The 24,484-nt window shown below is 63.2% G+C and carries 22 protein-coding genes and 1 pseudogene; 11 read left to right on the top strand and 12 right to left on the bottom strand.

Going from position 1 to position 24,484, the window contains the following annotated elements; genetic code table 11:
* Positions 1 to 43 precede the first annotated feature (43 nt).
* A complete protein-coding gene (locus KG088_RS13025) occupies positions 44 to 1,318 on the bottom strand; it encodes a NupC/NupG family nucleoside CNT transporter (RefSeq protein ID WP_213825964.1) in 1,275 nt (424 codons plus the stop codon).
* A gap of 342 nt (positions 1,319 to 1,660) precedes the next feature.
* On the opposite strand from KG088_RS13025, the gene KG088_RS13020 reads away from it, so the two are divergent.
* Positions 1,661 to 2,344, top strand: coding sequence for a CBS domain-containing protein (locus KG088_RS13020; protein ID WP_213825963.1), 684 nt, complete (start codon positions 1,661 to 1,663; stop codon positions 2,342 to 2,344).
* Positions 2,345 to 2,443: 99 nt separating this feature from the next.
* Here the strand turns inward: KG088_RS13020 and KG088_RS13015 are convergent, their stop codons facing one another.
* Positions 2,444 to 3,583, bottom strand: a complete 1,140-nt coding sequence (locus tag KG088_RS13015) for an aminotransferase class V-fold PLP-dependent enzyme (protein WP_213825962.1) — start codon at positions 3,581 to 3,583, stop codon at positions 2,444 to 2,446.
* Between the two features lie 245 nt (positions 3,584 to 3,828).
* On the opposite strand from KG088_RS13015, the gene KG088_RS13010 reads away from it, so the two are divergent.
* Together KG088_RS13010 and KG088_RS13005 are read left to right on the top strand one after the other, a co-directional pair.
* The gene (locus tag KG088_RS13010; RefSeq protein ID WP_213825961.1) at positions 3,829 to 4,332 is read left to right on the top strand and encodes a porin family protein; all 504 of its coding nucleotides are present in this window, start codon (positions 3,829 to 3,831) and stop codon (positions 4,330 to 4,332) included.
* A 394-nt stretch (positions 4,333 to 4,726) separates the two neighbouring features.
* Positions 4,727 to 6,154: an amidase gene (locus KG088_RS13005; RefSeq protein WP_213825960.1), complete on the top strand. Its 1,428-nt coding sequence runs from the start codon at positions 4,727 to 4,729 to the stop codon at positions 6,152 to 6,154.
* On the opposite strand, the gene KG088_RS13000 is transcribed toward KG088_RS13005, so the two are convergent.
* Positions 6,151 to 6,705, bottom strand: a complete 555-nt coding sequence (locus KG088_RS13000; protein WP_213825959.1) for a hypothetical protein — start codon at positions 6,703 to 6,705, stop codon at positions 6,151 to 6,153. The genes KG088_RS13005 and KG088_RS13000 overlap by 4 nt on opposite strands.
* 35 nt (positions 6,706 to 6,740) lie before the next feature.
* Entirely contained in the window at positions 6,741 to 7,472 is a 732-nt protein-coding gene (locus KG088_RS12995; RefSeq protein WP_213825958.1) for a CDP-alcohol phosphatidyltransferase family protein, read from the bottom strand.
* A gap of 234 nt (positions 7,473 to 7,706) precedes the next feature.
* On the opposite strand from KG088_RS12995, the gene KG088_RS12990 reads away from it, so the two are divergent.
* From KG088_RS12990 to KG088_RS19610, 5 genes and pseudogenes are all read left to right on the top strand, one after another.
* Positions 7,707 to 8,699 carry a zinc-dependent alcohol dehydrogenase gene (locus tag KG088_RS12990; protein ID WP_213825957.1) on the top strand — a complete coding sequence of 331 codons (993 nt, stop codon included), beginning with the start codon at positions 7,707 to 7,709 and terminating at the stop codon, positions 8,697 to 8,699.
* Positions 8,700 to 8,716: 17 nt separating this feature from the next.
* Positions 8,717 to 9,115: a 6-pyruvoyl trahydropterin synthase family protein gene (locus tag KG088_RS12985; RefSeq protein WP_213825956.1), complete on the top strand. Its 399-nt coding sequence runs from the start codon at positions 8,717 to 8,719 to the stop codon at positions 9,113 to 9,115.
* On the top strand, positions 9,115 to 10,239 hold the full coding sequence (locus KG088_RS12980; RefSeq protein ID WP_213825955.1) for a glycosyltransferase family 4 protein: 1,125 nt from the start codon (positions 9,115 to 9,117) through the stop codon (positions 10,237 to 10,239). The genes KG088_RS12985 and KG088_RS12980 overlap by 1 nt, the downstream gene beginning before the upstream one ends.
* Positions 10,236 to 11,165, top strand: a complete 930-nt coding sequence (locus KG088_RS12975; protein ID WP_213825954.1) for a class I SAM-dependent methyltransferase — start codon at positions 10,236 to 10,238, stop codon at positions 11,163 to 11,165. The genes KG088_RS12980 and KG088_RS12975 overlap by 4 nt, the downstream gene beginning before the upstream one ends.
* Positions 11,162 to 12,037: pseudogene (locus KG088_RS19610) on the top strand (lysylphosphatidylglycerol synthase transmembrane domain-containing protein); the annotation flags it as partial. The gene KG088_RS12975 and the pseudogene KG088_RS19610, both read left to right, overlap by 4 nt.
* A 66-nt stretch (positions 12,038 to 12,103) precedes the next feature.
* On the opposite strand, the gene KG088_RS12970 reads toward KG088_RS19610, so the two are convergent.
* The gene (locus KG088_RS12970; RefSeq protein ID WP_250148255.1) at positions 12,104 to 12,745 is read right to left on the bottom strand and encodes a RibD family protein; all 642 of its coding nucleotides are present in this window, start codon (positions 12,743 to 12,745) and stop codon (positions 12,104 to 12,106) included.
* A 277-nt stretch (positions 12,746 to 13,022) separates the two neighbouring features.
* On the opposite strand from KG088_RS12970, the gene ribA reads away from it, so the two are divergent.
* A complete protein-coding gene (ribA, locus tag KG088_RS12965) occupies positions 13,023 to 14,159 on the top strand; it encodes a GTP cyclohydrolase II RibA (RefSeq protein WP_213825953.1) in 1,137 nt (378 codons plus the stop codon).
* Positions 14,160 to 14,216: 57 nt separating this feature from the next.
* Here ribA and KG088_RS12960 read toward each other — a convergent pair whose 3' ends face one another.
* Genes KG088_RS12960 through KG088_RS12945 form a run of 4 tightly spaced genes read right to left on the bottom strand, consistent with a single transcriptional unit; the run spans position 14,217 to position 19,390 of the window.
* Positions 14,217 to 15,035 carry a creatininase family protein gene (locus KG088_RS12960; RefSeq protein ID WP_213825952.1) on the bottom strand — a complete coding sequence of 273 codons (819 nt, stop codon included), beginning with the start codon at positions 15,033 to 15,035 and terminating at the stop codon, positions 14,217 to 14,219.
* Complete coding sequence (locus KG088_RS12955) at positions 15,032 to 15,847, bottom strand: FkbM family methyltransferase (protein WP_213825951.1); 816 nt, start codon at positions 15,845 to 15,847, stop codon at positions 15,032 to 15,034. Before KG088_RS12955 ends, KG088_RS12960 begins: the two co-directional genes overlap by 4 nt.
* Positions 15,848 to 15,900: 53 nt before the next feature.
* Positions 15,901 to 17,853 carry a glucans biosynthesis glucosyltransferase MdoH gene (mdoH, locus tag KG088_RS12950; RefSeq protein WP_250148248.1) on the bottom strand — a complete coding sequence of 651 codons (1,953 nt, stop codon included), beginning with the start codon at positions 17,851 to 17,853 and terminating at the stop codon, positions 15,901 to 15,903.
* Positions 17,840 to 19,390, bottom strand: coding sequence for a glucan biosynthesis protein (locus KG088_RS12945; protein ID WP_213825949.1), 1,551 nt, complete (start codon positions 19,388 to 19,390; stop codon positions 17,840 to 17,842). The genes mdoH and KG088_RS12945 overlap by 14 nt, the downstream gene beginning before the upstream one ends.
* A gap of 127 nt (positions 19,391 to 19,517) precedes the next feature.
* On the opposite strand from KG088_RS12945, the gene KG088_RS12940 reads away from it, so the two are divergent.
* Positions 19,518 to 21,125 (top strand): alkaline phosphatase family protein, encoded by a 1,608-nt coding sequence (locus KG088_RS12940; protein ID WP_213825948.1) that lies wholly within the window; start codon positions 19,518 to 19,520, stop codon positions 21,123 to 21,125.
* Between the two features lies 1 nt (position 21,126).
* The gene (locus KG088_RS12935) at positions 21,127 to 22,533 is read left to right on the top strand and encodes a mannose-1-phosphate guanylyltransferase/mannose-6-phosphate isomerase (protein ID WP_319941432.1); all 1,407 of its coding nucleotides are present in this window, start codon (positions 21,127 to 21,129) and stop codon (positions 22,531 to 22,533) included.
* A gap of 61 nt (positions 22,534 to 22,594) precedes the next feature.
* Here KG088_RS12935 and KG088_RS12930 read toward each other — a convergent pair whose 3' ends face one another.
* The 3 genes from KG088_RS12930 to KG088_RS12920 all read right to left on the bottom strand — a co-directional run bounded on the left by KG088_RS12930 (position 22,595) and on the right by KG088_RS12920 (position 24,460).
* Positions 22,595 to 23,524: a lysophospholipid acyltransferase family protein gene (locus KG088_RS12930; protein WP_213825946.1), complete on the bottom strand. Its 930-nt coding sequence runs from the start codon at positions 23,522 to 23,524 to the stop codon at positions 22,595 to 22,597.
* Between the two features lie 3 nt (positions 23,525 to 23,527).
* On the bottom strand, positions 23,528 to 23,926 hold the full coding sequence (locus tag KG088_RS12925) for a DUF4870 family protein (RefSeq protein ID WP_213825945.1): 399 nt from the start codon (positions 23,924 to 23,926) through the stop codon (positions 23,528 to 23,530).
* 141 nt (positions 23,927 to 24,067) lie between these two features.
* Positions 24,068 to 24,460, bottom strand: a complete 393-nt coding sequence (locus KG088_RS12920; RefSeq protein ID WP_213825944.1) for a VOC family protein — start codon at positions 24,458 to 24,460, stop codon at positions 24,068 to 24,070.
* Between the last annotated feature and the right edge of the window lie 24 nt (positions 24,461 to 24,484).

Genomic DNA, 24,484 nt, shown 5'->3' with positions numbered 1-24,484 from the left:
TTAAGCTCGTGTCATTAAGCTCTTGTTATTAAGGTAGAGGCCTTCAGCCCAGGGCGGCCAGGGCCAGGAAAAAACCGGCAATCGAGGCCGACATCAGGTTGGACAAGGTGCCGGCGAGTACCGCCTTGACTCCGTAGCGGGCGATCTCGTGACGCCGGCTGGGCGCGATGCTGCCCAGGCCCCCGAGCAGGATTGCGATCGACGACAGGTTGGCGAAGCCGCACAGCGCGAAGGACAGGATGGCCATGGTGTGGGGCGTCATCGCCTGGCCAGTGGCCGCGACGACCTGCTCGCCGTCGAGGTAGGGGGCGAGGTTGATATAGGCCACGAACTCATTGACCACCAGCTTCTGGCCGATGAAGGAGCCGGCGAGTGTGGCTTCTGCCCAGGGGACGCCGAGCAGGAAGGCCAGTGGCGAGAACAGCCAGCCGAGTAGCAACTCGAGGCTCAGCGCTTCCATGCCGACCCAGCCGCCGATCCCGCCGAGCATACCGTTGATCAAGGCGATCAGGCCAATGAAGGCGAGCAGCATGGCCCCCACGTTGGCGGCCAGCCTGAGGCCGGAGGTGGCTCCGGCCGCCGCCGCGTCCAGTACGTTGGCTGGCCGGTCCTCTTCTTCCTCGAGACGCGCCTCGGCGTCGGAAACGCTGTCTTCTGGGTCACGGGTTTCGGGCATGATCAACTTGGCAAACAGCAGCCCGCCGGGGGCGGCCATGAAGGAGGCCGCCACCAGGTATTCCATGGGAATGCCCAAGGCGGCATAGCCGGCGAGCACCGAACCGGCCACCGAGGCCAGGCCGCCACACATCACCGCGAACAGCTGCGAGGGCGTCATGCGGGCAATGAACGGCCTCACAACGAGCGGTGCCTCGGTTTGCCCGACGAAGATATTGGCGGTGGCCGACAGCGATTCCGTGCGTGAGGTGCCCAGCGCCTTCTGCAGGGCACCGCCGAGGAGTCGAATGATCCACTGCATGATACCGATGTAGTAGAGCACCGCGATCAATGACGAGAAGAAGATGATGACCGGCAGTACCTTGATGGCGAACACGAAGCCGACCTCCTCGGCATCGGCCAGCCCGCCGAACAGGAAGTCGATGCCGTCATTGGCATAGGCGACGACCTGGCTGACGGCATCGGAAATGCCCTGCAGGACCGCCTGTCCTACTGGCACGTAAAGCACGAAGGCACCGATGCTGGCCTGGATGGCGAAGGCGCCGAGCACGGTTCGCAAGCGGATCGATTTGCGGTCATAGGAGAAGAGAAGGGCGATCGCAACGAGCGTTACCATCCCGACCAGGCTCATGATGAGGGTCATGGGGCACCTATCTGATTGGGCGACTTGGGGCGGCGGGCATCCGGATGAGTTTGAAGTGAAACCTATAACATTTCTTCGACTGTGGAACGACCCTGACCCCGCTGGTCGAGTGGCTATCCGAGTATCGGGAGCTGACCGCGGTGACCCATGCCTTCAATGTGGCTAACGCACTGAGCCTGCTCGCTGGAAGGTCGGACAGCCACAGCGACACGAGAGACTCGCACAGGCTTGTTATGGATCAAGACGAGTTTGTGTGGGCTTGCTATGCTCAAGGAAGACCATGCCCGGTGGAATGGCCCGCTGCGGTGATGGCACCCGGATTAGCGCCAGGAGGCACTCCCCATGCAAGCAGCAGACGTCATGACCCCGAATGTCATCACCGTTGGCCCCGACAGCGAGGTACTGGAGATTGCGACCTTGTTGCTGGAACACGGTATCAGCGCAGTGCCCGTGGTGGATGCCGAGAACAGGGTGCTCGGCATCGTCAGTGAGGGCGATCTGATGCGTCGGGTCGATAACGAGGACGAACATCACAAGTCGTGGTGGCTCAGGATATTTTCCGCCAATAGCGCCAGCGACTACGTCAAGTCGCATGGGCGTCGTGCCCGCGACATCATGACCGCCAATCCGATCTGCATCGATGAACACGAGCCGCTTTACCGCATCGCCAAGACGCTCGAGAAACACCGCATCAAGCGGGTGCCGGTCGTTCGTGACGGTAAGCTGGTGGGCATCGTCAGTCGGGCCAATCTATTGCGCGGATTTTCGGCGACGGCACCCGACACGGCGCCCAACGTCGATGATCGAGAGATTCGCGACGCGATTCGCCACGAGATCGATGAGAACACCGGCGTGATGGTCGAGCATATCAATATCATCGTGGCCGATGGCAAGGTCGAGCTCTGGGGACTGGTGGAGTCGAAGGAGGAGAAGCTTGCCGCCCAGGTTGCCGCGGAAAACACGGCTGGCGTCAAATCCGTGGAAAACCATCTAGGGTTCTTGCCGCGCGGTGTGTCGAGCTTCTGAGTTGTTGCCACATAGGCAGCAGACTCGTCAAACCGACGGCCACGTTGAGTCAACAGGGCGGCCACCTGGCCGCCCCGCGTCGTTCAGGGCGCCGACTCCCTACCCTGGCGGTTGGGCTTCGACCCGTCGCAGCGCCGCCTCGAGATTTGCCAGGCTCTGTTCCCGATGATGTAACTTGTCCAGACCGAACAAGCCAATGCGAAACGACTGGAAGTCGTCCCCCTCGTCGCACATTAATGCCACGCCACCGGCGACCTGTACTCCTGCCGCCTTGAATTTGCCTACGATGCCGTCATCGTCGGTGTAGCACACGACCACGCCAGGCGCTTCGAAGCCGGGGGCGGCCACGCTCTTCAGCCCATGGGCGGCGAGCATTGCGCGAACCCCCTCGCCCAGCGCCCATTGTTCGTCGCGCACCTTCTCCAGGCCATAGGCCTGGGTTTCATGCATGACATCGCGCAGTTTGACCAGGCCGTCCGTGGGCATGGTGGCGTGATAGGCATGGCCGCCGTTTTCGTAGGTCTCCATTATCGACAGCCACTTACGCAGGTCACAGGCGAAGCTGGAACTGGTGGTTTCATCGATTATTTCGCGGGCTATCCGCGACAGCATGACCATGGCGCAACAAGGGCTGGCGCTCCAGCCCTTCTGTGGGGCGCTGACCAGGATATCGATGCCCAGATCCTGCATGTCGACCCAGAGTGAGCCCGAGGCGATGCAGTCGAGCACGAACAGGCCGCCTTCCTCGTGAATGGCATCGGCGACTTGTTGCAGGTAATCATCCGGAAGCAGTATGCCGGTGGCGGTTTCCACATGCGGGGCGAAGACCACGTCGGGTTTGACGTCGTGGATCGACTCGATGACGTCCTCGATCGGCGGCGGGGCGAACGGGGATGTGGCGTCATCTTCGTCGATGCGGCGGGCCTTGAGCACGCTGGTTTCAGCGGGTATTCCGCCCATGTCGAGGATCTGGCTCCAACGGTAACTGAACCAGCCGTTGCGAATCACCAGGCAGGTGCGGTCGCTGGCGAACTGACGTGCCACGGCCTCCATGCCGAAGGTGCCACTGCCTGGCACGATGATCGCGCTATGCGCATGGTAGACCCGCTTGAGGTTGGCGGAGATGTCACGCATCACTTCCTGAAAGCGTGCCGACATGTGATTCAGCGAGCGGTCGGTGTAGACCACGGAATACTCGAGCAGGCCATCGGGGTCGACATCGGGTAGCAAGCCGGCCATTTTCATTCTCCATAAAGGTTTCGTGCCCTTCTTTCGCGAAGGATTGTTGTGAAGCGAGGATATTCCCATTCACCGTTGGGAGCCAGCGCAGCCCCATTGCCGACGCAGGTATTGTTGCCCAAGGGGGGCATGCCCCTGTCATGGGACAGGCAGAAATGGCGTGATCAGGTCTGGCTTGAACCTTGGTCGAATGTATACCAGACTGAGAGATGTAAGAAAACGCTGTTTTATAATGGAGGTCTGCCATGAAAATATTCAGTATTTCAAGCGTTTCCGCCTTATTGCTGACAGGTGTAGTGGCGTCATCGGCGCAAGCGCAACAGGCCGTGATACTTGAACCCTATATTGGTGGCGATGCCCTTTTCTGGGAGCTTGACGCCGACGGGAGCGGCAAACGCGACAGCATAGGGCTGCGATTGAATGGCGGCGTGCAATTTAACGATTACTTCGCCGTGGAAGGTCATCTGGGCACCGGGGGTTCCGATGGCCCGGCCGATCTGGATTCACTGGCCGGGGCCTATGCAAAGGGCATACTGCCAATGTCTCGTGAGTTTCGCCTCTATGGCTTGCTGGGGGCGACCGAGGTGGATGTGTCTCGCGGTGGCAGTGAAAGCGACGTCTCCTATGGCGGTGGCGCGGAATTCGATCTGACGCCCAACCTGGCGTTGGGCGCCGACTACATGCGCTACCTCGATAAGTCCGATTACACGTTCGATGCCACCAGCGTGGGCGTGAAATTCCGTTTTTAAGGCCGTATATAACGATGACCCCAAGCCCCGTTGCGTGATAGCAACGGGGCTTTTTTGTATAAGGTCGAGGTGTTTTTGGCTTCGCTAAGTTAAGCCGAGATTTATATGTCGGTCGGTCAAGCTTTGCCTGAGTCTATGTGCGTCAGGCCTCTTTTATATGTAATCAAATTGGCCTGGCAGTGAAAAAAACCACCTGGTTACCGTCTTATCGTTGATACTTAACCGGTAGGCAGGTTTCTTTCTCGTTTGTTTCCAAAACCCTCAAATTGAAGGCTATGGTATTTGGCGCTTTCGGAATCATCATTACCGGCGGCAAACCGACTTGACGATGCAGGATCGCATCCTCGTGCCGCCACCTCGGCGGATGTCACGGTTCATAAAAGGAATTGAACACATGAAAAAACACGTTTCACCCAAGTCCCCCCGTCGTTCGCAGGACCTCTGGCGGCAATCCGCTACGACTTTGGCGGCCCTTATCAAATCCGGGGACGTGTCGAGCCGCGAGGTAGTCGATGCGCATCTGGCGCGAATCGAGGCGGTTAACCCGACACTCAATGCCGTTACCGTGATGTTGAGCACCTCGGCTCGGGATGCGGCGGACGCGGCGGATGCCCGGCGCAAGAAGATGGGGAAGCGCGATCTGCCGCCCCTTCATGGTGTACCGATTACCGTGAAGGAGAACATCGATTGTGTCGGCACCCCGACCACCTTCGGCCTGGCCGCGAACGCCAATGCATTGCCAGCGCAGGATGCGCCTGTCATCGAGCGGTTGCGCGTCGCCGGCGCCATTCCCATCGGGCGTACGAACATGCCGGAAATGGGCCTGCGGGTTTCCACCAGCAATCCGTTCAGAGGCCTTACGCGCAATCCGTGGAACGCTCGATTGACCGCGGGGGGCAGCAGTGGTGGCGAAGGCTCGGCTGTGTCATCCGGAATGTCGCCGCTCGGCATCGGCAATGACATTGGTGGATCCCTGAGGAATCCCGCGTTCTGCTGCGGTGTCGCCGCGTTGAAGCCCACCCAGGGGCGCGTTCCTTTCGGCGGTGGTGGCGACGGCTACCTGAGTGCCCAGGTGATGTTGACCGATGGTCCCATCGCCCGCAGTGTGGATGATCTCAGGCTCGTGCTGGAGCTGGTTCATGGCCAGCATGTGCGCGACCCTCGCTCCGTCACGGTGGCGCTGGAAGGCCCGCGGGTTCCCCGTCGCGTTGCCATGGTGACATCGCTGCCCGGCAGTGTCGTTGACCCCGCCGTCGTCGCCAGCGTGCGGGCGGCAGGCGATGTTCTCGCTGCCGCCGGTTTCCAGGTGGAGGAGGCGATACCGCCGGAAATCGAGCTGATCAACCATCTCTGGACGCAATTCCAGATGTCCGACTTGAGCCTTACGACCGAGTCGGTTCGCCCCATGCTCAGCGCGGAGGTAACCATGCTCATGGATGCCCTCGCCGCCAAGTTCGATCCCTCGGTGACGCATGCCGAGCTCCATAAGGAGCGTTCGCGTCTCGGCCGGGCCTGGGCGGCGTTCTTTGCGCATTATCCGCTTGTCCTGGGCCCCGTCTGGCCTTCGGCACCGTTCGTGCATGACGCCGATGTCGCATCGCCCGCCGGCAGTGATCTGATGCTCAACATGCAATGGTTCGTGACCCCCGGCAATCTGCTCGGCTTCCCCGCTGTCGTGTTACCGACCCGGCCGATCGACAATGCACCGATGACCGTCCAGCTGTACGCCGACCGCTTTCGCGACGACCTGGTGCTGGAGGCGGCCGAGATCATCGAGGCCGCGTTCGGTCCCTGCACACCGGTAGATCCTTTCGTGGTCTAACTCGGCGGCTGCCTGCCGGTGGATATGACCGGCAGGCTCGCTAGGTCGACGTCCCCGTGTTGGCTGGTCAACGTCAATCGGCTCTGGCTTCCCTGCTGCTGGGCAAAGCCACCGATGCGATGGTCAAGGGTGTCATAAATCTGGAGAGTATCGCCGCTCTGCACAACGAGGCGCCGAGCTTGGGCAAAGTAGGCATAGCGCAAACCGTTCTGTTCGCCGGTCGCGTTGGGCGCACCGAACTCCGCTGGCCACCAGGCAGTGTTCCTTTCCGCGACGAGCCGGCCCGGCTGCCGGGCAAGGATCTCGCCAATCTCGTGGCACAGCGCATCCACGCGGGCTTTCAACACATGGTTGACGGGGTCGCTCAGCATCAGCATGCCACCTTGCATCCACTGGCCTGGGCCAGCGAACTCGGGATGCGAAAACATCGCCATCTGGCCATTACCATCGATCACGGCCGACACCATGTGCGCAATGGCGTCACGGCTGAAATCGTGACGCTCGGTGAGCTCGTCGACGACTGCGAGTCCCTGGGGGTTGAGTGAGTGCATGACCTTAGCCTCTTCCTGATGCCAATGCGCTAAGCCTAGTCGAAGGGGCAAGCCCTGGCATGGCGGTAAAGCCAGCCGACATCCAAGCCGAAGGACCCAACGAGTCCGGCCAGCGCCGTTGCCGCCAGCCAGGCCGCGACGGTGGCGTCGATCATCGGCAGCAGGGCGAGCATCAGTGCCGCGACCTGCCAGACACATACCGCCTTGCGTCGTTGGCTCTGCGGCAGCGGGTGTTGCAGCCATGTCAGACGCAGGCCGGCGATGATGAAGGCATAACGCATGGTGCCAATCAATACGACCCAGGGACCCACCTTACCGAGCACGATCAGGGCCAGGCACAACACCAGGATAAAGAAAGCGTCCAGTTCCATGTCGAAATATGCCCCGAAAGAACTATCAGTGCGGGTACGTCGCGCAATCCAACCGTCCACGCCATCGAGCAGGAGCGCGAGGGTCGCCAGGCTGACGAGAGGAAGCGAGTGGGAGGCCAAGAGACTCGGGTCGGCAAGGGCGCCGGCGAGCATGGCGATCAGGATGCCGCGTGCCAGGGTGATGCGGTTGGCCCAGCCCAGCCAGCGCGAGCGATCCGGTATGAAATGGAGGATCAATCCGGCCAGCATCAGGAAGGTCACAATCGAGGCCAAGGGAACCACTGGGCTTGCTTCGAGCCAAAGCCACAACATCAGACTGGCAACCGTCAGGGCAATGAGGCCGGTCATCAGTTCCAGTAGTACCGGGTTGTAGCGTCCCGACAGTAGTGAGGCCATCGATCTAGCATCCTGTGGTGGGTTGTCAGGGCCGAATGGTTTTCTGCGTAGCCTAGCGCTATGGGAAACGCCTTGTGTTATGCAGGCGCAATTTCTTGTACCATTATTGTAGAAGTATGCCATCCTGATGGCTAGTCGTTTTTGTAGTAACCCTTTTTGCAGTGAATGTTTCCAGTGATCGCTAGCATGGCCATTTGGGATCATGCCGTTACAACAGTCAGCAGGGATGTCGACATGCCGAGCCACACCGCTACCGCCTACTGGACACTCGCGCCGGGTCGTGGCGCCTTGCAGCCGGAGCCCCTGGCCGAACCAACCGCGGGGGAGGTGCGTGTCAAGACGCTTTACAGCGGGATCAGCCGCGGCACGGAAACCCTAGTGTTTCAAGGTCGAGTGCCACAGAGCGAATGGCAACGCATGCGTGCCCCTTTCCAGGCGGGCGACTTTCCGGCGCCGGTCAAGTACGGCTATACCAGCGTAGGTGTCGTGGAGGCGGGTGCCCCCCCATTGCTGGGTCGCGAGGTGTTCTGTCTCTATCCCCATCAGGACCGCTACGTGGTGCCGGCCGAGGCGGTCACCCCGCTTCCCGATGGCCTCCCCGCGGCACGAGCGGTATTGGCTGCCAATATGGAAACCGCCATCAACGGGGTCTGGGACGCCGAGCCGGGCGTCGGTGATCGTATCACGGTGATCGGCGCCGGCGTGGTGGGCTGCCTGGTGGCCTGGCTCTGCGAGGCTATGCCCGGCACCTGCGTGCAACTGGTCGATGTGGCGGCTGAGCGCGCTGGGCTTGCCGCCTCGCTGGGCCTCGATTTCACGACCCCCGATGCCGACGATCTGTGTGACGAGCGGGACATCGTGATTCATGCCAGCGGTAACCCCGAGGGGTTGCGACTCGCCCTGGCCCTGGCGGGCACCGAGGCGCGAGTAATCGAAATGAGCTGGTTCGGGGCGAGCGAGGTCAACCTGCCGCTGGGCGAAGCCTTCCATTCGCGTCGCCTGACCCTTCGCGCGAGCCAGGTGGGCCGGCTTCCCACCGAGCATGCCCCCCGTTGGGATTATCGCCGCCGCTTGGCGCTCGCCCTGGAACTCCTGCGCGATTCGCGGCTCGATGCGCTGATCAGCGGCGAGAGCCCTTTCGCCGAACTGCCCGAGCTGATGCCGCACCTGGCCGAGGGCGCCGGCAAGGTGCTTTGCCATCGCCTGCGATATCCGACCCTTCCATGACCCAAGGACACTTCCCCATGTATCGCCTGACCGTTCGCGACCATTTCATGATTGCCCACAGCTTCGTTGGCGAGACCTTTGGTCCTGCCCAGCGCACTCATGGTGCCACCTATGTTGTCGATGTCACCTTCCAGCGGCGCGAGCTCGACAACGATGGCCTGGTGGTGGATATCGGCCTGGCCGGCGACACCGTTAAGTCAGTGCTGGGTGAGTTCAATTTCCTGAACCTTGATGAACTCGAGGAGTTTCAGGGTCGCAACACCACGACGGAATGTATGGCTCGGGTCATCTTCGAGCGCCTGGCGACCGCCATCCAGTTGGGTCGGTTGGGCGAAGGGGCAAGCGGGCTGGAAGCCCTGTGCGTGACACTGCACGAGTCCCATATCGCCTGGGCCAGTTACGAAGGAGCGCTTTGATGCCCCGAGCACAGCGGCAGGACCTGACACTTCTGGTGGCCGGCGACCCCGACCAGCTGACTGGCGGCTATGTGTATGACGCCCGTATCGTCGCGGCGCTGCGTAACCGGGGGTGGCAAGTGACGGTGCAGGGCCTGGACGGCCGTTTTCCCGAGCCCGATGCCGAGTCCCGCGCCAGCATGAGCCAGGCGCTGGCAGCCTTGCCCGACGGCGTTCGGGTGGTGATCGACGGACTGGCCATGGGGGGCATGCCGGAGATTATCGCGGCTCACGCCGATCGCCTGGCAATTGTGGCGCTGGTGCATCACCCGCTCGCCGACGAGACGGGGCTAACACCGTCAACGAGAGCACGACTCTTCGATAGCGAGTCGCGCGCACTGGCACTGGCCCGACGGGTGATTGTCACCAGCCCTTATACCGGCCGCGGTCTGGCGCGCTACCGGGTGCCCAGCGAGCGTATTCGTGTTGTCGAGCCCGGCGTCGACCCGGCGCCACTCGCTGCCAGTGCCATGGATCTCGAGGCGCCTGGCCCCCGGCGATTGTTATGCGTGGCCACCCTGACGCCACGCAAGGGTCACGACCTGCTGGTCGGGGCATTGGCCGAGCTCGTCGATCGCGACTGGACCTGCGAGATGATCGGTAGCCACGGCCGCGACCCAGCGCATGCCGCGAAGCTGCTTGCCCAGACGCAGCGCTTGGGGTTAGACGCACGCCTGGCGTGGCTTGGCGAGCGCGACGCCAATGGCCTTGCTGATGCTTACCATCGCGCAGAGCTTTTCGTGCTGCCATCGCATTACGAAGGTTATGGGATGGTGGTCACTGAAGCGCTGGCACGCGGCTTGCCGGTAATTACCACCACCGGCGGCGCGCTGGGTGACACCTTGCCGCCGCATGCGGGAATCGCGGTGCCACCCGACGACACGAAGGCGCTAGGAGAGGCACTTGCCGACTGGCTCGATGATGCCGCGCTGCGACGCCGGCTGCGACGCGGTGCTCGCCAGGCCCGCGAGGCGTTGGACGACTGGCAGCAGGCCGGTAAGCGTTTCATTGCGGCGCTTGATGACATCCACGCGTCGCAGGCGACAGCCGCCCATGATGCGGCGTACAAGGAGGCTCATCGATGAGCAGCCAACATCTCGATTCTCCCTCTGCGCTTGACTATCCACAGGCCCCGAGCCTGACGCCTCAGGCGGTGTTCACTCCCGACTGGTTGGAAGGCCGTGAAGCGCTCGATGCCCGTTCGCGCAGCCACACCCTGACCGGGTTGGCCGCCGACTGGCTGGCCTCTCGCGCCGGCCCGCACCGCATCCTCGATCTGGGATGCGGCACTGGCAGCAATCTGCGTTTCCTGGCACCGCGCTTGCCCGGTCCCCAGCACTGGCGGCTCATCGACCACGACCCCGGCTTGCTGGCGCTGGCGCGCCATCAGGCGGCCCGGCTGCGTGATGGGGGAGGTGAGAGATTATCGGTGGAAACCTGTTGCCGTGATCTGGCGCCGGTGGATCACGCCTTGCTGGACAATGTAGATCTGGTGGCCGCCTCGGCGCTCTTCGATCTGGTGTCACGCTCATGGGCCGAGATCCTGATCCGCACCTGTGCCAAACGCCGCCAGGCGATGCTGTTCACCCTGAGCGTGGACGGCGACTGGGGCTTCCTGAATGCCGACGGCGAGCGTCTCGATGATGGCGAAGACACCGCCGTGCGTACCCTGTTCCAGACGCATCAGTTGCGCGACAAGGGATTGGGACAGGCCCTGGGCGGCGAAGCCCCGGCGGTACTCACTACCCTTTTGAAGGACGTCGGCTATCGGGCGCAAGGCGCCGCCACGCCCTGGTATCTGTCGCCTGGCGAAGACGAGATGCTGCCGCTGGCCAAGACCCTGGTCGATGGCTGGTTCGCGGCTGCCCTGGACCAGGCACCCAGCGAAAAGGGAAGACTGTTGCGCTGGCGCGAGCGTCGCCTGGCGGAGCTGGAGAGGGGGGAGCTGGGTATTACCGTGGGCCACCTCGATCTGTTGGCGTTACCGCCGCTGACTGAGGAGGCGCAATGAGCATCGGGGGTTCTGGGTGGCAACGTCTACGTCCGGTCACGGGCCTGTTGCTGCTGGCGGGGCTCTGGTGGTGGCTGGAGCCCGCCGATATTTTCGCCGAGGTGCAGTCGCTGTCGACGGGCTGGGCGTTGCTCGCCCTTTTGATGACGCTGCCGCCGTTGCTGCTGAGCGCCTGGCGCTGGCGGCTGACGGCGAGGCTTCTCGATCTAACGCTGAGCTGGCGACGCGCGATACGCGAGTATTACCTGGCCTTGTTTCTCAACCAGCTGCTGCCTGGCGGCGTGGCCGGGGACGCCGCCCGGGCCTGGCGTCATTCGCGGGCGAGCGGCCGGCAGGGCAGCGCCTGGCGCGCGGTGATCATCGAGCGAGCCTCTGGGCAACTGGCGATGGGATTACTGACGCTGCTGGTAGTGGGATTCTCCCCGCTCTGGCACGGCTTGCTCGGCGAGGCGCTGTCGAGGCTTTTCTCTCCCGGTTGGCTCATCGGCGGGATAGCGATGGCGGTGGCGCTTAGCTGGATGGTGCGGCGTCTGGTTCGTCGTCCACCCAGTTTTCTCGAAGGGCTGGGAGCGGACCTGCATCGGAGCCTGTTGGCAAGCGCGGTGTGGCCGAAACATCTACTCGGCTCGCTGCTGGCGGTGATCAGCTACGCCTTGGTGTTCGTCTTTGCGGCGCGCGCAATCGGTGTGCCGTTGCCCTTTACCACGCTACTGGCGCTGGTGCCTCCGGTGCTCCTGGCGATGCTGATTCCAGTTTCGGTGGCCGGATGGGGCGTGCGTGAGGGGGCGGCGGCGTTTTTCTGGGGCCTTGCCGGGCTACCCCCGGCCCAGGGCGTGGCGGTATCAATGGCATACGGCCTGCTGATCCTGGTTGCCGCGTTACCTGGAGCGATGTGTCTGCTGCAGGCGAAATGGGGCAGATCCGTCCAAAATGAAGGTTCAGGGGGCGCCGGTACGGGTGAGATCCAGATCGAAGAGGGTGTCATCGCCGCAACGGAAGGTGCGAGTTACGGGACGAAGCGCCTCGCTGAGCGTCGCGATGGGTGTCGTGACCAAGCCGGGGCGTCCGGAGCCGATCAGCAGTGGCGCGACCATCAGATGCAGTCGGTCGAGCACGCCGGCCTCGAGGAAGCGCGACACGGTAATGCCGCCACCCTCGATCAGCACTCGCATCAGGCCACGCTGGGCCAGGGCGTCGAGTACGGCGGCGGGGGTGAAGCCACCGTCGCGCAGGGGCAGGGTCTGGCGGCTGACATGCGCCCCCACCGGCCCGGCGGGCTCGACGTCTTCGCCATGCAGATGCAGGGTCGGCGCCGCTCCGTCATGAAACAGCTGGAGATCGGCCGGCACCCGTCCACTCGGGTCGAGGATGACGCGCACCGGCTGGGGGCCTGTCACGTGGCGCACGGTGAGCTGCGGGTTGTCCTCGCAGGCGGTACCGGCGCCCACCACGACCGCCTCCACCAGGGCGCGCAGCCGGTGAAGGTGAATGCGGCTTTCCAGCCCATTGATGTAATGCGAATGACCGCTCTCGGTGGCGATGCGTCCATCGAGGCTCTGACCGAGCTGGGCCACGGCCATGCGTCCCGTTCGGCTGACCAGCGGGGCGAGGCAGTCGAACAGTTCACGGGCTGCTTCACTGTTGGCCACCGAGCCAGGGTCGATGATGGTCCCGGTCATGGGCGATGCGGCAGCTCGGTTCGCCGCGGCCTGCATCAGGCGCTGCCACGCCGCTTCGAGGGCAACGGGATCGTCATTGGCGGCCATGAGGCCTCCGGGCCGAGAGGGAGGCCATATCATGCGTAGTTCGGTTCACGAGGACAAGTCGAGCCACGCTCGCAACGACAGGGAGAGAACGATGCATCAAGTGGAACGCGCCATTTTCGATCTCCGCCGCGGGCTGCCGGTAGTGGTCAGTGCCGGCGAGACGCGCGTGCTGGTCCAGGCTGTCGAGAGCGCCCCAGAGGCGGTAGCGGCAAGGCTTGCCGAGCAGGCTGGTGGCACGCCGGCGCTCGTGTTGAGCCGGCATCGATTGAGCGTCCTCGGTGTAGCCGAGACCAAGGCGCCGGCACGGCTACCGCTACCGGCGGGGCTGGAATGCCGACGCATGATGGCCCTGGCCTTTGGCGCCACGCCCGAGGCGAGTCTGGGGCGTGAATCGATGGCAGACTGGCGGGCGCGGCTGACACCGGCAAGTCAGGCCGACCGGGCCGCCCTGGTGCTGATGCGTCGGGCCCTGTTGATACCTTCGGCGCTGGTGGCCAGAGTCGAGGCTTCCCATCGTGACGCGATCGAGGCCGAGGTCACCGCCGGTTCATTGCTCATCGTGCCAGCCGATCAGGCCGAACATTGCCTGGATGGCACGACCGGCATGCTCCAGCGCGTGAGCGAGGCGAAGATTCCCCTGGTCGAGGCGTTCGACTGTCGCTTCATCCTCTTCCGGGAACCGGACGGCATGCGCGAGCATGTGGCTGTGGTCATCGGCGATCCGGGCCAGGTCGGGGAAGCGGTGCCACTGCGATTGCATTCGGCCTGCCTCACGGGCGATCTGTTCGGTAGCCTGCGCTGCGATTGCGGCGATCAGCTGCGCAACGCGGTGGCCGAGATCGAAGCGCTGGGCGGCGGCGTGCTTCTCTACCTGGCTCAGGAGGGGCGTGGCATCGGGCTTGCCAACAAGCTGCGCGCCTATACCCTGCAGGACGCCGGGTTGGACACGGTGGATGCCGACCAGGTGCTCGGCTTCGGCGATGACGAGCGCCGCTATGGCATTGCGGTCGACATGCTGGGCGCCCTCGGGATCCATCGCGTTCAGCTGATGACCAACAATCCCGGCAAGATCGCGGCGCTCGCCGAAGGGGGAATAGAAGTAGTGGAGCGTCAGGCGCTCTATGGCAGCCTCAACGACCACAACCGCCGTTACCTCAATGCCAAGGCGGAACGCGCCGGTCATCTGCTCGATGGGGTGCTCGACAGCCCGGCCGACGGCAGCCGTTGATGGGCTCTGTCGGCCACAGACTATCCTGGAGGGCTGAAAGTTCAGCGACAGGCAACGTCAGCGAACGGGTTCGAGAGATGTCTCGGCGGTCTCGACCAAGAGGCGAGCGATCCGCTCGCCATAGTTCGCCACCAGTTGCTCGCCCAACTCGCGGGTGCCCAGGTGTGCATTTCCCACTACCCCGAGCGGGTGAAGGTCCTCGGCCAGCCAGGCGAAGCTTGCTTCCCCCTCTGGCCCGAGCAGCATGTCTTGTGCCGCCATGGTCTGACCGCGTGACGTCACATCGGCCAGATGGTCGAGGCGCACCTTGCTTGGCGCCAGGTAACGCATGATGGCGGTTTCCAACGCGCCACCGTGCAGGCCGTGGCGAAGTTCTTCGACGGGAAGCGCGTCGGGGGCCAAGGTATCCGGCAACGGCATGCGCGTGTAATGCAGCTTGACCACCAGCAGGCCATGGCGACGACGCAGTCGCAGTGCAGCCAGATCCATCACCGCCTTGTTGCCGCCGTGGCTGTTGATCAGTACCAGGCGTTGGAACCCGGCTCGCGCAACGGCCTCGCCGTAAGCTTCCAAGGTCGCGATGGCAAGTTCCGGCGACAGGCTCAGGGTGCCCGGAAAACTCAGATGCTCGTCGCTGGCGCCGATGGCCATGGGGGGCAGGACGACCAGCGGAAAGCCTGCGGGTAGATGCCCTTGAGCTGCGGCGAGAAGGCCCTCACCGATATCCAGGTCGGTCGAGAGTGGCAGATGGGCGCCATGTTGCTCGATGGCGCCAACTACCATGACCACCACGCTCTGGCTTGGCAACGACGAAAGTTCCCGGCTGGTAAGGTCCTGCCAGCGCGGGAATCGCAGCGGAGTCGGAACACGGCTCATCGGGAGGGCTCCTGTTGGTGGCGAGGCGACGAGAAAGAGGGTGCGCTTGCCAGGCGTGCATAGAGATCGCCGGAGGCGAGATCGCTCGCTCCCTCGGCAAGCCAGTGGCTTGCGCTATCGGCCGAGCGCCAGTCGGACCAGAGGAAGCGGCGCTGTTCGCCGGCAATGGCATTGAAGCGATAGTCGCCAAGTGCGGTCAGGCGAGTGATACAGCGCTTGGCCACCTCGAGGCTGCCGGCCACGAATTCCACCGAGACAGCTTCCACCGGTTGGCTGAGTCCGGCCAGCACTTCATCCTCGAAACCCTCGACGTCGATCTTGCAGAAGCGCGGCAGCCCATGCTCGGCAATCAAGGCGTCGAGTGAGGTGACGGGGACGCGAAGCTCGTCTTCCCAACGCACGGCTTGAAAGCCCTGATTGTGCTGGCCGATGGACTCACGCCAATGTGTCGCCAGCGTCGAGACGGTTGGAGTGGCGCGGCTCATGGCCAGGGTCGCCTCGCCGACCTGAGCGCCGGCGGCGCAGGGCAGCAGGGCGACCCTGGGGTGGCGACCCAGCAGACGGGTCAGCCAGCGATACAGGTGGGGTTGGGGTTCCAGCGCGACAACACGGGCGCCGAGGGCGGCAAAGGCCGCGGTGCGGTCTCCCAGATGGGCGCCCACGTCGAAGGCCAGGTCGCCCGGTCCCGCGAACTCGGCATAGAGTCGTTTCAGCCCGCGTTGGCGCCCCGGGCGCCAGTAGATGATCAGTGAGCGAGCCATGCCCAGCCCGCGGCTGAGTCGGTGGTGCAGCGGAGTGAGATCGCGGGTCATGGCCTTCCTGGATCGAGGTGCATGGAACGTGAGTAGATCACTCGGCTGAATTCTCAGTTGAGATGATGGTCGTTGGAGGCATCGATCTTGCCCGACGATTTGCCAGCAGTAGGCGTGCCCGGTTCGCTTTGCCGCGATACCCTTGGCTTGGCGCTAAAGGATTGCAAGGGCATGTCGCTCGGCAGCGGCGTGGGCGGCGGCCTGAGTCGGGCGCCATGATCATCCGGCGCAGCCAACTGGACATTTTGCACCAAGGGCGATGGCATGACTTCCGTGGGTACGCACAATAGGCCGAGGCGCCGCAGCCGCTTGCCATGGGTGAGGCTGCTGGTGAGCTTGACCAGCGGTGCCGACAGCATCAAGCCGATCCAGACCGGAGACAACCACCAGAAGAATACCGGCGCCAGTGAGTAGGTGGCGTAGGCCCAGCCCGCCCCCAGCAGGGTCGCGACCCAGGTGTGGCGAATAGCGTCCTTCCAGGGGACGGAGCGCCCCTCGCGCACCTGGGCATCCCAGCTGACTTTTTGGCCGCTCAGCACGCTCAGGATAAACAGGCTGTGAAAGGCCATCATGAGCGGGGCGATGAGGATGGCAATGGCAATTTCCAGCAGCGTGCTCAACAGTAGCTTGAACCTTCCACCATAGGCCTCGGGCTGCTGGATGAATGACAGCAGGAACCCCAGCATCTTCGGCAGCAGCAACAGCACCACCGTACTCACGATGAGTGGTATGATCAGGCCGGGCGTCGAGATCGGCCAGTCGGGAAAGAGCTGGTAGCCGGCGCTGAAGAAGTCGTGTCTTCCCTGGGCGCGGCCGATGGCGTCAACGGTGCTCACCACCAGCATCAATGCCCACAACAGCGAGGTCAGGTAGGCCATGGCCCCGAACAGGAAGTGGAAACGGTTCATGGGGTGGAGGCCGGGAACCCCGAGCAGCCGCAAGTGCTGCATGTTGCCCTGGATCCAGCGCCGATCGCGCTTGGCGAAATCGAGAATATTGCTGGGCACTTCCTCATAGCTTTCGTCGACGTGCACATCCAGGTGCACTTCCCAGCCGTTGCGACGCAACAGCGCCGCCTCGACGAAATCGTGGCTGAGGATTTCGCCACCCAGCGGGGGGCGCCCCGGGAGCTCTGGCAAACCGCAGCTTTCCATGAAGGCCTGGGTGCGAATGATGGCGTTATGGCCCCAGAAGTTGACGGTTTCGCCCTGCCAGAAACACTGCCCGGTCGCCAGTAACGGGCTGTGCAAGGCAGCGGCGAGTTGCGTGAAACGACCGAACACACTATCCGACCGGATGGGAATCGGAATCGTCTGTATCAGCCCGATCCGGTCGTTCGCCTGCATGGAGGCGACCAGCGAAACCAGGGTCTGGCCACCCATGATGCTGTCGGCGTCGAGCACGATCATGTAATCGTAATGCCGGCCCCAGTGGCGGCAGAAGTCCGCCAGGTTGCCGGCCTTGCGCCCCTGATTGTTCTCGCGTCGGCGATAGTGAACGGTGAAGTGCGGCGCGAGGCGTTGCTGAAGGGCGGCGATGGCGGCCTCTTCCTGGCGGGCGATCGTGGCGTCCTGGGTATCGCTGAGCACAAATGCCTCGAACCCGTTGGCATTGGGGTGCTCGAGCAGTGAGCGGCAGGTGCTTTCCAGACCGTTGGCGACCCGAATCGGATCCTCGTTGTAGATGGGCATCACCAGCACGGTGCGGTGTTCCCCCAGGTGCCGCGCCGTGGCGGGGGGCGCGACACGCGACAAGGTCAAGGGATCACGATGCCTCAGTCGCAACACGAAACCGATGATCGCCGTCCAGAATGCGATCGTGATCCAGCCAAAGGTAATCACGAACAGGCCCAGCACCACCGCCTGCAAGGGGGTGATGCCGTTGACGCGCAGGATCTCGAACATCGCCCAGCCACCAAATGCCGTGCTCGCAAGCACCAGCAGAGCGAATATCCAGCGTCTTGCGGCCAGCCAGGGGGCCCGGGTCGGAGCGCTAGCGGAGCTCATTGGGGTTCCAGACATAATTCCATGTTTCGGTCAGGGGGTGGTCGCGAAGCGTCAGCTTGAGGCGCATGTCGGTAGGACTGTCGCCGTCGGGCTCGAGCCGGAACGTTGCGCGCCAGGTTTCACCGTCGGGAAGACGATGGACTTGCAACTCGTGGAACTCACCGCTCGATACATCGAGTGTAGCCGCTACTGGGTGCGTGTCGTGCAGGGTGGACAATTCCTCGCCGCGAAAATCGACCACGAACTGACGCCGGCTGCGGGGCGGCGGATCGCTCTGGCCGGGAATGGCCCCCCAGCCCTGGCGGGTACGTACGACGCTCGCCAAGGGTTCTTCGGGCCGATTGGCGTCGAAGGTGGCGATCCGGTAGCGGAAGGTACGCTCTTCGTCGGCGCGCAACGGCTCCTCAGGAACCCAATAGGTCACGATATTGTCGTTGGTTTCGGAGTCGCTAGGGATTTCAACCAGTTCCAGACCGCCTGGCCCCCAATCATCGAGTGGGGTGATCCAGTGACTGGGTCGACGCTCGTAGCGCGACTCCAGATCCAGGTAGTCGTCGAAGTCGCGTTCGCGCTGCACGAGGCCGAATCCTTGCGGATTCTCGTCGTGGAGTCGGCTGATGCGCAGTTCCCGTGGGTTACCCAGGGGTCGCCAGATCCACTCGCCGGCATGGGTGTGCATCAACAGCCCCTGGGAGTCGTGGACCTGGGGTCGAAAGTCGTCTTCCGGATAAGGGCTGACATCACCGAACATGAACATGCTGGTCAGCGGGGCGAGCCCCAGCTTGTTCACGTCACGCCGGGCAAAGAGTCGTGCCTCGACATCCACCTTGATTTGGTCGCCGGTATGGACGTTGAAATGGTAGGCGCCGGCAACAGAGGGACTGTCGAGCAGTGCCACGATCTCCATGCTGGTGGCGTCAGGTTCTGGCTGGAACAACCAGAACTCGCGAAAGGCGGGGAACTCTTCACCACCGGATGAGGCGGTGTCGATGGCCAGGCCACGCGCCGAGAGGCCATAGCCCTGGTCGCGGCCGACCATGCGGAAGTAGCTGGCGCCCTGGAAGACCAGGAACTCGTCGCGATAATCCTCACGATTCAGCGGATAGTGCAGGCGAAATCCCGAATAACCGCTGCCACTCAGGTCTTCATTTGCCAGCGAGGCGGCATCGCCATCGTAGCGAAAAAACGCAGCATCGAAAGGGAGGGAGCGGATCTCGCCATCCTCGATGAGGTTGATCTTGACGGGCTGTCCAAACAGGAATCCGGCATGAAATAGCTGGACCGAGAAAAGCGCTTGGTCTTCCCAAAGCGCCTGTTCCGAACGAAAGCGAATGGAGCGGTAGACGTCGTAATCGATATTTTGCAAGGCCTCGGGTAACGTTCCGTTGCGTTCTTCATAAGCGCCCTCGGCCAGCGCGCGGGCCCGCTCGGTGGCCTCATCGAATACACTGGGCTGGGACGTCTCGGGTTCTGCCCACGCCGAAGGTGCGAGCCATATCAATGACAGGCTAGCTGCCAGCATTCGTGCCGGATGCATGCGGTAATCCTCCCTGGGCATTCTCTCCCTTTGAGTTGACAGCAAGATGCTCGTCAAGTTGCCGGGATATTCTGATACAAATCTTATACAATACCTTGCTTGGCTTCTATTTTCTCAGGATTTTCCCATGTCCTTTCGTCGTCATGCTCGCTGGTGGGTGGCCCCCGCGATCCTCAACCTAATATTGCTGGTGCCGCTGTGGGTGCGCTTCGGGGAGCCCACGGTCCAGTGGCTCGCCCTGGAGGCGCTCGTATTGGCGGGGCTCATGGTCATGCTGCCGACTGTAGCCCGTATCGCCTGGCTGCGGTGGCTGATAATCGTCATCGTTATGTTGGGGTTGCTGCTCGGCCTGGGGGACGCCGCAACACAGCTGACCTTCGGGCGTTCGTTGAACCTGTATCTGGATTTCCCCCTGACGCGCTCGGTTATCGACTTGCTCATCGGCAATCTGGGGCTAGTGCCGGCACTGCTGGTGGTACTCGGGGGGCTAGTAGCCGTTGGCCTACTGGTTGGGTCTCTGGCCTGGACGCTGCGAGTTCTGCAGGGCGTGGAGCGCACCCGGATATCGGTCGGTCTTGGTGCTGTGTTACTGGTCGTCAGCAGTGGTCTCGTCATGGCCGAGTTCACCCACTCTCGGTGGCTGCCGATGGCGCGCACGCCGCTGCTGAACACGCTGTATTTTCAACTGGATCAATGGGTCGAGACACGGCGAGCCCACCGCGAGTTCGCGGCGCGCATGGAGAACGCACCGGCCCCGGCTCGTGAAATGCCGGGCCTGGCGGGAAAGAACGTCCTGTTAGTCTTCATCGAATCCTATGGAGTGTCGGCGCTGTTCGACGAGCGCTACATGGGAGTTGTCCGGCCACGCCTGGACACCATGGCCGAGCGTTTCGAGTCGGCTGGCCTGTCGATAGCGTCGGGGACGCTCGACTCGCCGATTCGGGGCGGTCAGTCGTGGCTGGCTCACGCCACTGCCCTCAGCGGGCAATGGATCGATAATTCGCTATGGTATCGGCTGATGCTCGCCAGCGACCGCGCGACCCTGGTGGACGATTTTCGTGCCAGTGGGCATCGCACCCATGCCGTCATGCCCGCGATCACGCTGGCCTGGCCGGAGGGCGAAGCCTACGGCTTCGACGACATTCACGCGGCGGATGACTTCGACTATGCCGGGCCGCCGCTTAACTGGGTGACCATGCCCGATCAGTACACCCTGCACTTTCTCCAGCAACGTATCCTCGACCCGGCCGAGTCACCGATCTTCGCCCAGGCGGCGCTGGTCAGTAGTCATGCGCCCTGGACGCCGGTGATTCCCGTTCTCGCCTGGGAGGATATCGGCGACGGCAGTGTGTTCAAGCGCTGGGAAAACGCCGGCGAGGCGCCCGAGGTGCTCTGGCAGGATGCCGAAAAGGTGCGAGACCAGTATGCGCTGGCGCTGGACTATGCTTTACACACCAGCGCGAGCTGGGCCGAGCGCTACGTCGATGATGAGACCCTGCTGATCCTGCTGGGCGATCATCAGTCGGCGCCACTGATCACCGGGGAAGATGCCAGCGCCGGGGTGCCGGTGCATGTGATCAGCGGTGACGCGTCGTTGATCGACCCCTTCCTGGCGCGTGGTTTCGTCCCCGGCACCGTGCCGCTGCAGGAGGAGACTCCCCCCGGCATGGATCAATTGCGCCGCTGGCTGCATGAAGACTTCGCTTATCCCGTCGACACAGATAGGAGATTTTAACGTGTTCACCCCCGTAATCCTGGCCGGCGGCAGCGGTACGCGACTCTGGCCGTTGTCGCGCCGCAAGCGGCCCAAGCAGTTTCTGTCGCTGCTCGATGACCGGAGCCTGCTGGTCAGCACACTTGCCCGGCTCGACGGACTGGGTGCCGGGCCGCCGATCGTCATTTGCCAGGAGGACCACCGCTTCCTGGCAGCCGAACAACTGCGTCAGGCCGGGGTCGAGGACGCGATTCTGCTTCTCGAGCCTGAAGGACGCGGCACGGCGCCGGCGATCGCCCTGGCGGCATGGGTCGCCGAGACGCAGGGTCGCGACAGTCCCTTGCTGGTGTTGCCGTCGGATCATCATCTGGCCGACGAGACGGCATTTCGCCAGGCGCTCTTGCAGGCCTTGCGGCTCGCGGAGCAGGGGCGGTTGGTCACCTTCGGGGTCGTGCCGACGCGCGCCGAAACCGGTTACGGCTACCTGCAGGCCGGTGAGCGCCTCGGCGATGACGGCTACGCGGTGGCGCGTTTCGTGGAGAAACCCGACGCCGTGACCGCTGAGGCGTTTCGGGGCAGCGGCGAGCACTACTGGAACAGCGGGATGTTCGTCCTGCCGCCTGAAGGCTATCTGGCGGCATTGGATACCTTCGAGCCGGCCATGCTCGATGCCTGTCGCCGAGCCATGGCCGGCGCCGTGAGCGATCTGGATTTCTTGCGCCCACATGCCGATGCCTTCCTGGCGAGCCCAAGTGGTTCCGTTGACGTGGCGGTGATGGAACGCACTCGTGACGCCGCGATGGTGACGCTGGCGGCCGGCTGGAGCGATATCGGCTCCTGGCAGGCGCTCTGGGAGGTACTGCCCCATGACGTTCACGGCAATGCCTTGCAGGGCGATGTGTGCTGCGAGGCAAGCAAGGGAATGTTGGTCCACGCCGAATCGCGCTTGGTCGCCACACTGGGCGTCGAGAACCTGATGGTCGTCGAGACAGCGGACGCGGTGCTGGTCGCCGACCGTCGCCGGGCCCAGGACATACGTCAACTGGTCGAGAGTCTTGAGGTGGACGGTCGCAACGAGGTCTCGGAGCACGCGACCGCGTTCCGGCCCTGGGGCCACTACCAAAGCGTCGATGCGGGGCCACGTCATCAAGTCAAGCGGATCGTTGTAGAACCCGGGGCCCGTCTGTCGCGACAACTGCATCATCACCGTGCGGAGCACTGGGTCGTGGTCAGCGGTACGGCGCGTGTCACGCTCGACGATAGGCAGTTTCTGATCGGCGAGAATGAATCCACTTACATTCCCATGGGGCGAGTGCATTGCCTGGAAAACCCCGGGCTGATTCCGTTGGCTCTGATCGAAGTGCAGTCCGGCAGCTATCTGGGCGAAGACGACATCGTGCGTCTGGACGACCGCTACGGACGAGAGTGAGGCCGAGCGACAAGACGAGACCCACTGTCAGCTAGATACACACTCGGCAAGACCCTTGCGGTCAATAGAGTCGAAACGACCGATGCCGAGGATGCCCCTCCTGTTCCTGGATGACCTTGCGGTAGCGCTTGTATTCCCACTGGTACTGGCTCGGGTCCAGGGCGATGGCGGCTTCCACGCAGGCATTGACCCCAGTGGCGGAGGTGGTGTCGTCGTTGGCGTAGACACGCTCGTCGGCCGCCAGGAAATGAATGGCGAAGCCACGACCGGGCAGTCGTCTGGCGACCCCGGTGACGACACGGGCTTGCGTGCGGGCGACCAGCTTGGGCAATAGCGTGCCGGTGTAGGCCGGACGCCCGAAGAATGGGGCGAAGATACCGCTACCCCAACTGGGCTCCTGATCGGGCAGGATGCCGACCACCTCGCGTTGCCTGAGTGCCTTGAGCAGGGCAGCCACGCCACGCGGATTGGTCGGTACCAGGCTGGCCCCGGTACGCTCACGCCCATGCAGGATCAGCGGGTCGAGGTCGACGAGCTTGGGGGGTTCGTACATGACGGTCATCGGAAAGTGTCGAGTCAGCCAGACATTAAGCAGCTCCCAGTTGCCAAAATGGGGCGCCAGGACGATCACCCCGCGGCCATCGGCGCGTGCTTGATCGAGAAGCTCGCGGCCGTGGACGTCGAGAATGGCGGCATGGACCCGATCGAGGTCAGCCATCCAGGCGAAGCCCAACTCAAGCATGGTGGCGGTTGAGTGGGTCAGGCTTTGTCGCGCGAGATGGCGGCGTTCTGCGCTTTTGTGATGGGGATAGACTTGGGCGAGGTTGATTTCGGTAACCTCGCGTTCCCGCCGGCTGAAAAGGTGCACCAGCGGACCCCCGAGGCGTGCCATGCGCCAAAGGGCCGCCATGCTGCAACCGGCGAGTACCCGCCACACCAGGGTGATGGCGCGAGCCTTGAGCGAGCTGAAACGAGCCTCAGATCGCGGCATGGATCAAATCAGCCAGGTGTCCACGTTATCGGGGGCGCGGTTTTCATGGAGCGCCCTGAGGCCTTTGACGCAGCGGATCACCAGCCAGATGATGGCCAACAGCCAGGTGAGAAAGCCGATCAAGATCAGCGTGAGCAGCCCGGAAACGGCAAAGTAGACCAGGGCCATCCAGAAGGTGCGGATCTGGTAGCGGTAATGCTCGTCGAGCCAGACCGGCCCCTTGCCGCGATAGACATAGGCGATCACTACACCGACCAGCGAGGTGACGCCGCCGGTTACGATGCCGGCCAGGTGCAGGGCATACACTACGATTGCCATGGTGGTATCGGGTGCGGCGTCCTGGCGAACGACCGAGGGGTCATCGCCATGTTTGAGTGCGTCGTGCTTGGAGGAATCGTTCACGGCTTATCCTGCTACGGAAATGAATGACAACGTCAATGAATGGCGACAATGATACCCGCCGGCCGCCACAATGCCAGTCGTGAGGCATGGGGGCGCGACCCCATGCCGTCTGTGTGGTGTCTGGGCCAGTGGTGGCGGGAGTCAGGTGGCGTCGTGTTTCAACGGCCGGCTGATCTCGAGCAGGTTGCCGTCGGGGTCACGCAGGTAGAGCGATTCGATCTCGCCGCTGGCGCCCTGGCGAATCACCGGCCCTAGTTCCACTTCGACCTCCAGCGCTTCCAGATGTCGTTGTATCTCGCTGAGCGGCCGCTGACTGCGCAGGCAGATGTCCAGGCTGCCGGGCGTTGGCGTTGCCGCCTTGGGCGATACGTCGGTATCGGTCCAATGCAGGCGCAGCGCCATGTCGCCGAGCATCAGATCGACGCGTTCACGGTCGCGATAACGCACATCCAGACCCAACACCCGGGAATAGAAATCCACGGCGCGGGAAATGTCGGTCACGGTGATGACCAGATGGTCCAGACCTGACAGCATTCACATCTCCTGTAATGATGAGTT

This window comes from Halomonas jincaotanensis (assembly GCF_018448785.1).
Classification (GTDB): Bacteria; Pseudomonadota; Gammaproteobacteria; order Pseudomonadales; family Halomonadaceae; genus Halomonas; species Halomonas jincaotanensis.
Note: the sequence above shows the minus strand (reverse complement) of the source record. Positions and strands in the feature narration are given on the sequence as shown.

Excerpts from the sequence above, each read along its gene's own strand:
- KG088_RS13000 (WP_213825959.1), bottom strand. The coding sequence starts at position 6,705 with ATGCACTCACTCAACCCCCAGGGACTCGCAGTCGTCGACGAGCTCACC.
- KG088_RS13010 (WP_213825961.1), top strand. The coding sequence starts at position 3,829 with ATGAAAATATTCAGTATTTCAAGCGTTTCCGCCTTATTGCTGACAGGT.
- KG088_RS12975 (WP_213825954.1), top strand. The coding sequence starts at position 10,236 with ATGAGCAGCCAACATCTCGATTCTCCCTCTGCGCTTGACTATCCACAG.
- KG088_RS13020 (WP_213825963.1), top strand. The coding sequence starts at position 1,661 with ATGCAAGCAGCAGACGTCATGACCCCGAATGTCATCACCGTTGGCCCC.
- KG088_RS12985 (WP_213825956.1), top strand. The coding sequence starts at position 8,717 with ATGTATCGCCTGACCGTTCGCGACCATTTCATGATTGCCCACAGCTTC.
- KG088_RS13005 (WP_213825960.1), top strand. The coding sequence starts at position 4,727 with ATGAAAAAACACGTTTCACCCAAGTCCCCCCGTCGTTCGCAGGACCTC.
- KG088_RS12995 (WP_213825958.1), bottom strand. The coding sequence starts at position 7,472 with ATGGCCTCACTACTGTCGGGACGCTACAACCCGGTACTACTGGAACTG.
- mdoH (WP_250148248.1), bottom strand. The coding sequence starts at position 17,853 with ATGAGCTCCGCTAGCGCTCCGACCCGGGCCCCCTGGCTGGCCGCAAGA.
- KG088_RS12920 (WP_213825944.1), bottom strand. The coding sequence starts at position 24,460 with ATGCTGTCAGGTCTGGACCATCTGGTCATCACCGTGACCGACATTTCC.
- KG088_RS12970 (WP_250148255.1), bottom strand. The coding sequence starts at position 12,745 with ATGGCCGTGGCCCAGCTCGGTCAGAGCCTCGATGGACGCATCGCCACC.
- KG088_RS12960 (WP_213825952.1), bottom strand. The coding sequence starts at position 15,035 with ATGAGCCGTGTTCCGACTCCGCTGCGATTCCCGCGCTGGCAGGACCTT.
- ribA (WP_213825953.1), top strand. The coding sequence starts at position 13,023 with ATGCATCAAGTGGAACGCGCCATTTTCGATCTCCGCCGCGGGCTGCCG.
- KG088_RS12940 (WP_213825948.1), top strand. The coding sequence starts at position 19,518 with ATGTCCTTTCGTCGTCATGCTCGCTGGTGGGTGGCCCCCGCGATCCTC.
- KG088_RS12930 (WP_213825946.1), bottom strand. The coding sequence starts at position 23,524 with ATGCCGCGATCTGAGGCTCGTTTCAGCTCGCTCAAGGCTCGCGCCATC.
- KG088_RS13015 (WP_213825962.1), bottom strand. The coding sequence starts at position 3,583 with ATGGCCGGCTTGCTACCCGATGTCGACCCCGATGGCCTGCTCGAGTAT.
- KG088_RS12980 (WP_213825955.1), top strand. The coding sequence starts at position 9,115 with ATGCCCCGAGCACAGCGGCAGGACCTGACACTTCTGGTGGCCGGCGAC.
- KG088_RS12990 (WP_213825957.1), top strand. The coding sequence starts at position 7,707 with ATGCCGAGCCACACCGCTACCGCCTACTGGACACTCGCGCCGGGTCGT.
- KG088_RS12955 (WP_213825951.1), bottom strand. The coding sequence starts at position 15,847 with ATGACCCGCGATCTCACTCCGCTGCACCACCGACTCAGCCGCGGGCTG.
- KG088_RS13025 (WP_213825964.1), bottom strand. The coding sequence starts at position 1,318 with ATGACCCTCATCATGAGCCTGGTCGGGATGGTAACGCTCGTTGCGATC.
- KG088_RS12945 (WP_213825949.1), bottom strand. The coding sequence starts at position 19,390 with ATGCATCCGGCACGAATGCTGGCAGCTAGCCTGTCATTGATATGGCTC.